The sequence below is a fragment of the Dyadobacter sp. SRI_021 genome, assembly GCF_057586235.1.
The window spans coordinates 623,220-635,489 of record NZ_JBYCZM010000004.1 but is presented as its reverse complement, the minus strand read 5'-3'; the positions used below and the strand labels follow the sequence as shown (position 1 = coordinate 635,489).

Annotated in this window: 10 protein-coding genes; 2 read left to right on the top strand and 8 right to left on the bottom strand. The window is 51.3% G+C overall.

Translation table 11 applies throughout. The annotated features are described in order from the left end of the window. Positions 1 to 220 precede the first annotated feature (220 nt). Positions 221 to 418, top strand: a complete 198-nt coding sequence (locus tag AC2YIT_RS15610) for a DUF433 domain-containing protein (protein WP_487279820.1) — start codon at positions 221 to 223, stop codon at positions 416 to 418. A gap of 146 nt (positions 419 to 564) precedes the next feature. Here AC2YIT_RS15610 and iolE read toward each other — a convergent pair whose 3' ends face one another. The 8 genes from iolE to iolB all read right to left on the bottom strand — a co-directional run bounded on the left by iolE (position 565) and on the right by iolB (position 11,088). Continuing rightward, a complete protein-coding gene (gene iolE / locus AC2YIT_RS15605) occupies positions 565 to 1,467 on the bottom strand; it encodes a myo-inosose-2 dehydratase (protein WP_430845473.1) in 903 nt (300 codons plus the stop codon). 101 nt (positions 1,468 to 1,568) lie between these two features. Continuing rightward, entirely contained in the window at positions 1,569 to 3,434 is a 1,866-nt protein-coding gene (gene iolD / locus AC2YIT_RS15600) for a 3D-(3,5/4)-trihydroxycyclohexane-1,2-dione acylhydrolase (decyclizing) (RefSeq protein WP_487279757.1), read from the bottom strand. Positions 3,435 to 3,464: 30 nt separating this feature from the next. Continuing rightward, positions 3,465 to 4,415, bottom strand: coding sequence for a class II fructose-bisphosphate aldolase (locus AC2YIT_RS15595; RefSeq protein ID WP_487279756.1), 951 nt, complete (start codon positions 4,413 to 4,415; stop codon positions 3,465 to 3,467). Between the two features lie 158 nt (positions 4,416 to 4,573). Next, entirely contained in the window at positions 4,574 to 6,184 is a 1,611-nt protein-coding gene (locus tag AC2YIT_RS15590) for a sodium:solute symporter family transporter (protein WP_430845476.1), read from the bottom strand. 233 nt (positions 6,185 to 6,417) lie between these two features. After that, entirely contained in the window at positions 6,418 to 7,470 is a 1,053-nt protein-coding gene (gene iolG, locus AC2YIT_RS15585; protein WP_487279755.1) for an inositol 2-dehydrogenase, read from the bottom strand. 154 nt (positions 7,471 to 7,624) lie between these two features. Beyond that, positions 7,625 to 9,091 carry a CoA-acylating methylmalonate-semialdehyde dehydrogenase gene (locus AC2YIT_RS15580; RefSeq protein WP_430845478.1) on the bottom strand — a complete coding sequence of 489 codons (1,467 nt, stop codon included), beginning with the start codon at positions 9,089 to 9,091 and terminating at the stop codon, positions 7,625 to 7,627. A 14-nt stretch (positions 9,092 to 9,105) separates the two neighbouring features. Next, a complete protein-coding gene (gene iolC, locus AC2YIT_RS15575) occupies positions 9,106 to 10,113 on the bottom strand; it encodes a 5-dehydro-2-deoxygluconokinase (protein ID WP_430845479.1) in 1,008 nt (335 codons plus the stop codon). 111 nt (positions 10,114 to 10,224) lie between these two features. After that, entirely contained in the window at positions 10,225 to 11,088 is an 864-nt protein-coding gene (gene iolB, locus AC2YIT_RS15570; protein ID WP_430845480.1) for a 5-deoxy-glucuronate isomerase, read from the bottom strand. A 126-nt stretch (positions 11,089 to 11,214) separates the two neighbouring features. On the opposite strand from iolB, the gene AC2YIT_RS15565 reads away from it, so the two are divergent. Then, positions 11,215 to 12,246 (top strand): LacI family DNA-binding transcriptional regulator, encoded by a 1,032-nt coding sequence (locus tag AC2YIT_RS15565; RefSeq protein ID WP_430845481.1) that lies wholly within the window; start codon positions 11,215 to 11,217, stop codon positions 12,244 to 12,246. Positions 12,247 to 12,270 lie beyond the last annotated feature (24 nt).

Here is a 12,270-nt window from a genome sequence, read left to right as displayed (position 1 = left end):
AGTTTAAAGTAATGTGTAAACTGATTTCATAGGCCGTAATGCAATGCAGGTTAATCGGTAATATACTGCTGTTACGTAGCGGGGAGGGAAAATGTGGCGGCAAGCGCAGTGCTTAGTTCAAAATTTCACTAATTTGTTGCTATAAAGCCGTTGCCTTTTCAGAGATGGAGCGAAAGAAGAATATGGGGATTCATGATATAGTTACCATCGACCCGGAGATATTGAACGGGCAACCAGGGTACCTATTGATTCGCTTTTTGATCACCTTGAAGCAGCGGTATCGCTCGATGATTTTCTGGATGACTTCCCGTCTGTTAGGAGGGATCAAGCGGTAGCATTAATTCTGCCCCGCGAGGAGCTCCCTGTTTATAGAAATACCATTCATAAAACGGCAACCGGCTGCGGAGGAGCCTCCTAAGTTATCAGGAGGCTCCTCCGCAGCCGGTTAAATGGGTGCGTATTGATATTCTATAAACAGGTGGGGCCCGCTGGGCCTGCTCTCGTAAGTGTTGCTTGTTAAATGGCGCAGATCTTGAATGATGTCAACGCTTGAACTGCTGAAATCTAGATTCCGGTCAATCCCCTGAAAAAATTCCTTGCGATGATGGCGTATTCGAGCGGATTCGCTTTGGCGGGATCTTGTTCAGCTTCGAGGACGATCCAGCCGGCGTAGTCGCTTTTTTTGATGATTTCGAAAAGGGATGGGAAATCAATGCAACCTTCGGGGTCACCCGGCACGGTGAAAACACCATTTTTAACGGCTGTCAGGAAACTCAGACGCTCGTCGTGTACGCGTTGCAGCACGTTCGGGCGCACGTCTTTCAGGTGAATATGCGCCGTGCGGCCGATGTATTTGTTTAGTGCGGCTACCGGGTCTTCACCGGCGAAATGGAAATGCCCGCAATCATAGTTCAGGAACACGTAGTCGGAATTGGTTTCGTTGAGCAGCCGGTCGGTTTCTTCCATGGTTTGAATGCAGGTGCCCATATGGTGATGAAATGCCAGTTTCATGCCACGGTCGCGGGCGATTTTTCCGAGTTCGTCGAGGCCGTAAGTGAAATTGTCCCAATCCTCGCGGGTATTGAGCATTCCTTTACCTTCAAATACCGGCACGTCCATTTGGCCCTGGCAGCTATTGCCCGTTTCGCCGCCACCGATCACTTTCGCGCCCATTATTTCCAGGAAATCGAGCAGTTTCGTGAAATTCTCGCGGTTTTCGGCGAAGGATTTAGTCGTCAGCTCATAGCTGTTCCATTGGTTGCAGATCTGCAAGCCACGGAGCCCCAGTGCTTTTTTCAACACATTGGTATCGCGGGGAAACTTGTTGCCGACCTCGCAACCGGTAAACCCGGCCAGTGCCATTTCACTGACACATTGCTCAAATGTATTCTCGCCGCCGAGCTCCGGCATATCGTCGTTGGTCCAGTTGATCGGAGCAACGCCTAGTTGGATGTTTTCGAAGTTCATTTTTTTGAAAGGAGTAAGGGGAGGAAGGAGGATGGAGGAAGGGGAAAAGTAAGGGAAGATTAATTCCCGTTCCTCCCTTTCTTCCATCCTCCCTTTCCTCCTTATAAGAAAATTCGTTGCGTTTTTTTGTTCTCTCGATAAGTCTCGTAAGCTTTTTGCACCGATGCCGACGTCGAGACTTCTGCCACTGGCACTTCCCACCAGGCGTGGTAGCCCTTCACGGTGCGGTAGAGGCTTGTTTCGATGTAAATGACGGTAGTGCGGTCGGCGATTCTGGCTTGTGCCAATGCGTTTTCCAGCGATTTTCTGTCGGTAGCGCGAATGACGTTAGCGCCGAGGCTTTCCGCATTTTTAGCCAGATCCACCGGCAAAAAGCCGCCCGATAACTGGCCGGTTTCACTCTCGCGGTATTTGTACATGGTTCCGAATCGCTCGCTGCCAATGCTTTCCGATAAACCTCCGATGCTTGCATAGCCATTATTGTTCAAGAGCAGGATCGTGAAGCGCACGCCCTCCTGAATGGAAGTTACGATCTCATGGTTATTCATCAGGTAGCCGCCATCTCCGCAGAGTACGTACACTTCACGCGATGGATCTGCCATTTTAGCGCCCAATCCCGCAGCGATCTCGTAGCCCATGCAGGAGAAACCATATTCGAGGTGGAAGTTTTTAGGATCGGTGGCGCGCCAGAGCTTGTGCAAATCGCCCGGGGCGCTGCCGGAAGCGTTGATCATCACATCGCGGTCGTCCATGAAGCTATTCAGCGTGCCAATCACGACGGCCTGATCGATCGGCGGAACGGTACTATTGCCGTCGGCGTAAATTTGAGTTACCTCGTCGTCCCATGCCTTATTGATGTCGGCGATGTGCTGACGGTAATTTGCTGAAACTTCATAATCGCCTAAAAGGCCTGCCAGTTCTTCCAGCGCTGCTTTCGCGTCCCCGATCACCGGTAATGCAGCGTGTTTGAAAGCATCAAATTCGCTGATATTGATATTGATAAAACGGACATCCGGGTTTTTGAAAATCGATTTGGAAGCCGTCGTAAAATCACTGTAACGCGTGCCGATACCGATCACGAGGTCAGCCTGGTTGGCCACATCGATCGCATATTTGGTTCCGGTAGCGCCCAGACCACCAACGCTGTAAGGCGCATCGTAGCGCACCGCACCTTTTCCGGCGAATGTCTCACCGACGGGGATACCCGTTTTGGAGGCAAATTGATGAAGCGTTTCCGCGGCACCGCTGTAAATGGTCCCGCCGCCTGCCACAATTACCGGTTTTTGAGCAGACTTGATCCATTCGGCAGCTTTTCTCAGTGTTACCAAATCCGGGCGTGGGCGGCCGACGTGCCATACACGTTTTTGGAACAATGACTCAGGAAAATCATAAGCGTGAGTTTGCACATCCTGCGGCATTGAAAGGGTCACCGCACCCATTTCCGCTTGCGAGGTAAGCACGCGCATGACTTCGGGCAGGGAGTAAATGAGTTGCTCGGGGCGGTTAATGCGGTCCCAATATTTGGAAACCGGTTTGAAGCAGTCATTCACCGAAATGTCCTGTGAGGCGGCGCTTTCGAGCTGTTGTAAAACCGGGTTGGGCTCGCGGGTAGCGAAAATGTCGCCCGGCAGGAGCAATACCGGGAGCCTGTTAATGGTCGCCAGTGCGGCACCCGTGATCATATTAGTAGCGCCCGGTCCGATGGACGTCGTACAAACGAATGCGCCCAGCCGGTTTTTCACCTTCGCATAAGCCACTGCCGTATGCACCATCGATTGCTCGTTGCGGCATTGGTAATAACGGAAATCCGGGTTTTCCTGCAAGGCCTGGCCAAGCCCGGCCACATTACCGTGTCCGAAAATGCCGAAACAGCCACCGAAATAGGGTTCTTCAATGCCGTCGCGTTCGATGTACTGGTTTTTTAGAAACATGATGGTAGCCTGTGCTACCGTGAGTCGTTGGGTCATGTCTTTGAATATTTACTGTTCGAAACAGAGTCAGTTGATCATGTCGCTGAAATCGCTGGCCTTACCCGTGCAACCGAACAGGTCGAACTTTTTCAGCATAAACTTTTTGTATTCTTCCATAAAAATCTTCCCCGGCGTGGTAGGGGCGAATTCGTCCGGACGGTCGCGGAAAAACTCGCGGTTGACCATCGTCCAGAGCAGGCGCGTATCGGTAGCAATGTTGATTTTGCAAATTCCCAGTGGAATAGCTTTTCGTACCTCTTCTTCTTGCACGCCTTTGGCATCGGTTTTTAATTGGCCGCCGGCGGCATTGATGCGTTCGATTATTTCTGGGACCACGTTCGAACCTCCGTGCAGTACGAGCGGGAAGCCGGGCAAGCGCTGCTGGATCTCTCGCAGAATATGAAACTGTAAACCCTGGCCGCCCGAAAATTTGTAAGCGCCGTGGCTAGTTCCCACTGCGATGGCCAGGCTGTCGCAATCGGTCGCATTCACAAAGTCCTCGACTTGCTGCGGATTGGTGTAAAATGAATGCGCCGCGTCCACGGTAAGGTCATCTTCCACGCCGGCGAGCACACCGAGTTCTGCTTCTACACTAATGCCTTTGGCATGTGCGGCTGCCACGACCGCTTTCGTACGGGCCACATTCTGTTGAAAATTGTCGTGCGAGGCATCGATCATCACGGAAGTGTAGCCACCTTTGCCGATTGCGTCGAAAATGTGCGCTTCGTACCCGTGATCCATGTGGATCGCATAGGTTACGTGCGGGTAAATGCGTGTCGCCGCGCCTATCATGGACAGGAGCATATCCGCGTTCGCATAGTCACGTGCGAAGGGGGTCGTTTGCACGATGAAAGGAGCATTCGCCTCTTGTGCCGCAGCAAAAAGACCATGGATTTCTTCCATGAAAAACACATTCACGGCCGGAATCGCGTAGCGGCCATAGCATTTTTGGAATAATTGTTTCGTCGTCAGAAGCATCTGGTTAATGGCTTTCAGCTGCCGGCAACCGGCAGTCGATCATTTGTGTGGTATGGCAGTTCTTTTAATTCAATGCATATTCCCGCGAACTAAAACGCTTCGGGCTCCGCTTGTCCCCGACAGCCGACAGCCGACAGCCGACAGCCGACAGCCGACAGCTACCAAAATATCGTATACAAAGCGGCCAGCACACCGCATATCAGCACCGAACCGATCACAAAACTCTTGCCGGGTTGGAACATGGAAGCCTCGATGTTCAGGCCTTTGGGGTTATTTTTACTCTTCGGATCTGCCAGGGAAATGGCGGCGATCACAGCGCACAAGATCAGGAAAATGTAGCCCATACGATCCAGGAACGGAATTTCGGGGTACATAAACTTGCCGGCGGTCGACAATGGGATCGTCAGCAACGCGGCTGTCAATGCAGCGGCCGACGTAGTCCTTTTCCAGAACATACCGAGAATGAATATCGCGAACACGCCCGGGGTAATGAAGCTGCTGTATTCCTGAATGAACTGGTAGGCCTGGTCAAGCACCCTCAATTGGGGGGCAATCAGGACACCGATGCCCATTGCGACGTAGATCGTGTACCTGCCCATACGTACAAGCTGGCGCTCGGTAGCATGCGGGGCGATGTACTGTTTGTAAATGTCCAATGTAAATATCGTTGAGATACTGTTCGCTTTGCCGGCCAGCGACGCCACAATGGCGGCAGTGAGCGCGGCAAATGCCATTCCTTTCAGACCTGCCGGTAGCAGGTTAAGTAATACAGGGTAGGCGTGGTCGGGTTTCACTACATTGCCGTCGAGCATTTCTTGCTGGAACATGCCATTTTGGTACAAAACAAATGCAGCGATACCCGGGATAACAACGATGATCGGGATGAGTAATTTGAGCAATGCAGCAAACAGGATCCCTTTTCGTGCGGTAGGCAAGCTGGCTCCCAGACTGCGCTGGATAATGTACTGATTGCAGCCGAAATAGGCCAGGTTGTTGATCCACATCGCACCGAGGATCACAGTTAAGCCCGGAAGGTCCTTGTAAAAGGGATTATCCTTGGGCAGGATCATGTGGAAATGCGAATCAGCCTGTTCTTTCAGTAATCCAAGTGCATTAAATATCCCCGGCCGGTTGAAATGCTGGGATACCAGGTCCAGGGCCAGATAAGTGGTTGCCAGACCTCCGAGAACGAGCACAACTACCTGTACTACATCCGTATAACCGATTACCTTCATCCCGCCTATGGTGATCACAACGGCAAAGAGTCCGAGGCCGACGATAGCATATTGAAAATCAATGCCGGCAGTCACTTCAAGCGCGAGAGCTCCGAGGTAGAGGATGGATGTCAGGTTTACAAATACGTATAGCAGGAGCCAGAAAACCGCCATAATCGTCGCTACTGTGGGGTTATACCTTTCCCTGAGGAACTGCGGCATCGTGTAAATCTTGTTTTTGAGATACACTGGCAGGATAAACAATGCGACGACGATCAGCGAGGCCGCGGCCATCCATTCGTAAGAAGAAATGGCCAGTCCGATGGCAAATCCCGACCCCGACATTCCGATAAAATGCTCGGCCGAAATATTCGAGGCAATGATGGAAGCACCAATCGCCCAGAACGTCAGCGAACCCTCCGCGAGGAAGTAGTCGGTCGAGCTAACCTCTTTCGAGCTTTTCTTTTTATAAATCCAGTAACCGTAAGCGGAAACGCCTATCAGATAGATGAAAAATACTATGTAATCCAGCGATTGCAGACCGGTAGTGGACATGCTTATGAAAGGGTTAGTTGGTTAAATGGTACGGTAATGGATGTCGAGAATTGGTGTTGGTCAGGTATTGTCATTTATGGTCAGGTGTTGTCACTTGTTGTTAAGTGCAGTCACGTATTGTCAGGTTTAGTCAGCTCTGGTTATTTATGCGGGCCAAACTTATTCATTTTCCACTACACCTGACCATTCATGACTACAAATGACAATACCTGACCACACATGACTACATTTGACTATTCCTGAACCGCCGCCGTGACCGGCGCTCCGGCATAATGCAGCACTTCGTCCAGCTTCACGCTCCGTCCTTCGGTCAGCGACTTCATGGCGGCGATACCGATAGCGGTCGCCATCAGACCGTCGTGCGCATCCACCGGCGATGGGTTGTCTTTCAACACGCAATCGATGAACGTTTTAAGACAGACGCGGTAGGCTGCTTCATACCTTTCCAGGAAGAAATGCAGCGGGAGCGAGCTGTGGCCGCCATTGCTATCGAAATGAATGAGCGTATCGGCGGTATTATTTTCCGCCTTAGCCATGCCTTTCGAACCGAAGATTTCCAGGCGCTGGTCGTAACCGTAAACGGCCTTGCGGCTGTTGTCGATCACACCAATGGCACCGTTTTCGAAGGTTAGAACGATTACGGCAGTGTCAATGTCGCCGAATTCCTTAATCTCCGGATGTATGAGCGCATCGCCCTTCACGAATACTTCTTTCACCTCGCTTCCTACAATGTAGCGTGCCATATCGAAGTCGTGAATGGACATGTCGAGGAAAATCCCGCCCGAAACTTTCAGATATTCCACCGGCGGTGGTGCCGGATCGCGGCTGGTAATACGGAGAATGTGCGGCTCGCCTATCTTTTCGTTAACTACTAAATGCCTTACATTCATAAAGTTGGCATCGAAGCGACGGTTAAAGCCAAGCATCAGCTTCACATTATTATCCGAAACCGCCTTTTCAGCAGCCTGAATAGCTTCCAGCGTTACATCAAGGGGTTTTTCACAAAAAATGTGCTTCCCTTTTTCAGCTGCGGCCACGGTATAAGGCACGTGGAAAGGTGTAGGCGAGCAAATGATCACCGCTTCCACATCAGGGTGGTTGATTATGTCGTAGGCATCCGTCACGACCTCGGCCACTCCCAGGTCACGAGCGAATGCATGTGCAGCAGGCGACAAGTCGGAAGCGATAATCACTTCCGCATCGGGCATATGGTGCACCAGGTTGCTAAGGTGGATCTGGCCAATCCGGCCCAGTCCGATCACACCGGTTTTAAGTTTTTTTGTCATCGTCAGGAGTTGCGAGCGAGTTACATCCGTCGACCGAAGTCGGCGGTCAAAGATTTATACAAGATTTATTCTTAGATAATTTGATCATCCCTTGCCGTCGACTTAAGTCGACGGGAATTGATTAGAATTGAATTGATTAGAATTTTTTAGATTCTTAGAATTTCCTGTTCCACTCTTTCAGCCAGCGCTCAATGACCACTTTGGTCTGAGTAAAGAACTCGACCGCATGCTTGCCCTGTCCGTGGAGGTCGCCGTAGAAGCTATCCTTCCAGCCCGAGAACGGGAACTGTGCCACAGGAGCGGCCACACCGATATTAATACCAATGTTACCAGCTTCGGCTTCATGACGGAAACGCCGTGCATTCAAACCACTGCTCGTAAAAATACAAGCCATATTCCCGTATTTGCCGGAATTGATGAAGCGGATTGCTTCGTCGATGGTGTTAATATGCACCAGGCTCAACACCGGCCCGAAAATCTCCGTCGCAGCGAGCTCGCCATCCAGCGGAATGTCTTCGATAATGGTAGGAGCAATGAAGTTGCCGTTTTCATAGCCGCTGATGTTCGCATTGCGTCCATCTACCAGCAGGCGACCGCCTTCGTGCAAACCTTTATCAATCAGGCTGTGCACGCGGTTTTTGCTCTCAGCAGTAATCACTGGCCCCATTAGCACATCAGGATCCAGGCCAAAACCTGTCTTGCGGTTTTTGGCCGATTCGACGAGGCTGTCGGTGATGTCCTTATGCTCGCCAACGGTAATGATCGTCGAAGCGGCCAGGCAACGCTGGCCTGCGCAGCCGTAAACACTGTCGATCACGATTTGTGAAGTCATGTCGATATCCGCGTCCGGCAGCACGATCACCGGGTTTTTGGCACCGCCTTGTGCCTGCACGCGTTTGCCGTTGGCCGAACCTTTGGCATACACATAACGGGCCACATTGGAAGAGCCTACAAAGCTGATTCCCTTGATCACAGGATGTTCCAAAATAGCATCTACCGTCTCACGTGCGCCTTGCACGAGGTTCAGCACACCTTTGGGAAGGTCGAGCTGCTCCATTAGTCCCACGATCTTGGTCATGGTCAGGGGCACTTTTTCCGAGGGCTTAATAATGTAGCTGTTGCCGCAGGCGAGTGCATAGGGGAGGAACCAGAACGTGATCATGCCGGGGAAGTTGAATGGTGCGATACATGCACACACGCCCAGCGGCTGGCGGATCATGTACTCGTCGATACCTTTGGCAATATCTTCTGAAAATTCGCCCTGGATGAGCGTGGGCATACCGCAGGCATTTTCCACGTTTTCGATCGCGCGCACCATTTCCGCCTTCGCCTCGATGAACGTCTTACCGGATTCGAGGGTGATAGTCCGGGCGATGTCGTCGGCGTTGTCTTCCAGTATGGTTTTGAGTTTAAACAAATATTGTACACGCTTCGAAACGGGCGTATTCCTCCATTCCTGAAAACCTTCATGGGCAGCCGCGGCGGCGTCGGCAACATCCTGGGCATTGCCGTAAGGTACTTTCGCCAGCACTTCCTGGTTGGCGGGGTTGAGCACATCCACGTAGTTATCGGAATGGCTGTCGACCCAGCGGCCGTTGATGTAATTCTGTAATTTTTCCATTTGTATTTTAAAACTTATAATCCTCCGTATCCTTTCACAAACTCCATTACTTCATCGTAGGCGGGCATGAAATTCGCGCAGCCTTCGCGCGTCACGATGATGGCCCCGCAGGCATTACCCATTCGCACACTTTTGTACAAATCCCAGCCGCGCAGCAGGCCGAACGAGAAGCCGGCGCAAAACGCGTCGCCGGCTCCAAGCACATTCAGTACTTCCACCGGGAAGCCGGGTACTTTCATTTCTTCTTTACCGGGCTGGAAGATCGATGCACCGTCTTTCCCGCGTTTCACTACTAACGTTTCCACGCCCGAATGCAGGATTTCATGAATGGCATTCTCGATATTCCCGCGAATTTCGGGTGCTGATATTTGCTGATGTTTAATGAGAAGCTGCTCTTTATCGGTCAAAAACGTGGCGAGGATCTCTTCCTCCGTTCCCACTACGATATTGAAGCTGCTCAATGCTGCGCGAATGGTGATGCCAAATGCGCGCGGATCGAACCACTGATCGGCGCGGAAATCAATGTCGAGTAATCGGGTAACCCCATTCTTTTTTGCCAGTTCCAATGCATAGAACATCGCGGTACGGCTCGGGTCTTTGCTGAAAGCGGTGCCTGAGAATGCCGCAGCCTTAAAATCCTGGAACGGTACTGCGGATACGTGATCAATATTCAGGTTGATATCCGCGCAATTTTCGCGGTAATACACCAGCGGGAATCGGTCAGGAGGCTCGATGCCCAGCACGACGGCCGAGCTGCGGGTACCTTCGATGGTCGGAACCCATTCGGTAACAATGCCCTCGTTGTCCAGGAAATGCTTGATGAAGTTCCCAACCTGATCATTGCCTATGCCAGTCAGAATAGCTGTTTCGAGGCCCAGCCGGCGGCTTCCCGTGGCGATATTAAGCGGGCAACCACCCACAAATGCATTGAATGCCTCGATTTTTTCAAAAGGGCTGCCCACGTTGGCCGAGTAGAGGTCAATGGAGGAGCGGCCAAGGGTAAGAAGGTCGTATTTGGGCATGTCTTTTTTTGTACTTCGGCTTTCGGCAGTCGGCCGTCGGCCCTTGTTTTTCGTTATTTTATCTTAATCACCAACAGTTCGACAGCCGATAGCCGACAGCCGAAGTTCTTTTCATCCATTCATCTCCGCGGTGACGATTGGTAGTCTCGGGTCGGCGCCTTTCCAGGTTCCGTAGATCCAATCATGGTCGGGGTCGGACGTGTTGGCTAGCGACTGGTCGCTTCCGGCGAGGAAGTTGAGATAGTACACATTGTAGCCGTGGCCAGCTACTACCGGGTGATAGCCTTTCGGGACGAGCACCGCTTCATTGTTTTTTACGCGGATAATCTCATCGAGCGAGCGGTCATCGGTATAAACCTGCTGGATGGCGTAGCCCTGCGGTTTGTCGATTTTGTAGAAATAGATTTCTTCGAGATTCGCTTCGAGCAAAGTGCCGTCCTCGGCTACCTTGCGCTCATCGTGCTTGTGCGCCGGGAAAGAGCTCCAATTGCCGGAAGGCGTGTACACTTCCACACAAACGATCTTATGGCAGCCGAAACCCGGTTCAAGCAGGCTGTTGATCTGGCGGTTGGCATTATCACCTCCGCGGAATTCAATGGCAGCTTCTTCCGGGCGCTTCATGCGCGGAGGGTGATCTTCGTCGGACAGTACCTTGCAAATTGCGATATCGGTACCGGGTGATTGTGCTGTAAGTACAAACGGCGTGCGGCGCGACAGGTACATCGCGTGGCCGATCCCACTGAACACGTCTTTGCGCCCATTGCCCGTTTCCCAGACTTTCCCGGCGGCTTCCACTTTGAAGTTTCCACCCAGCAGTGCAAAGCAATATTCATATTCACCCGTATCTCCCACGATTTGTTCGCCTGCTTCCAGTATTTTAGCTTCGAAGTTCAGGTACGTCCAGCCAGCCTGTTCGGCGGTGAGGGAATGATACGTCTTGTCGTGTGTTTGGGGCTTGATCAGCAGGTTACTCATTGTGGTAAATCCATTACATTTGCACAATGATAGTGTTGTATAAATTAAACACAAAATGTAAATATGTTAATATCGAATGCAAACGTTTGAAAAAATTTCAAAGAATTAATTGTCCTATTCCAACCCATGAATTCCTCACGTCCTGTTACGATCAAAGATATTGCACGCCGTTTCCGGTGCTCTCCATCCACTGTTTCCCGTGCGCTCAACGACCACCCGGCCATCAATGAAGACACCCGCAAAAACATTCAGGAATATGCCAGAGAAGTAGGTTACCAGCGTAATGAAGTGTCGCTGAGCCTGCTCAACAAGAAGACCGCCTCGCTCGGTGTGGTAGTGCCGACGATCAGCAATTACTACGAGACAGCTGTGATCGAAGGCCTGCACACCGTGTTGCAGCCCATGGGTTACACGCTCAACATTTGCGTGACCAACGAAAGCTACCTGCTTGAAAAAGAATCATTGTCCAAGCTGCTCTCCAACCGGACGGAAGGGATATTCCTGTCGGTCTCTCAGGAGACTTACGATGCAGGTTACTACGAGCATCTGGAAAGTGTGATCCAGCGCAAAACCCCGCTTATTTTCATTGATCGCGAATATGAGGATTTCGAGACAAGTCGTGCCACGGTGGATGATTACCACGGCGCATTTGCAGCCGTAGAGCATTTGATTTCAATAGGTTATAAGCAAATTGCACATTTGAAGGGACCGAACGGCCTAACCGTTTCCGAGCAGCGTTTCAAGGGCTATATCAATTGTCTCAAAAAATACAATATGCCTATTCGTGAGGATCTGATCATCAATACGAATTTCAAAGTGGAAAGCGCCATTCTCCCCGCAAAACGCCTGCTGGAACTGGCATCTCCGCCCGACGCGATCTTTGGTGTGAACGACCAGGTGGCGATCGGCGCAATGCGCGTGGCCAAAGACAAAGGGCTCCGCATACCACAGGATATCGGGCTCGTCGGATTTGATAACTCACCTATATCTGCTTACACATTCCCATCGCTCACGACCGTTCATCGCCCCGGTAGGAAGATAGGCATGGAGGCTTCTCGTCTATTTCTCAATCAGTTGAATGGGTCTGGCGACTTTGCTCCGGAGAGCATTGTATTGCCATCCGAACTGGTGATCAGGGAGTCGTCGCTACGGATTTGAAGCCTGTTCAGCGGATTACTTGTT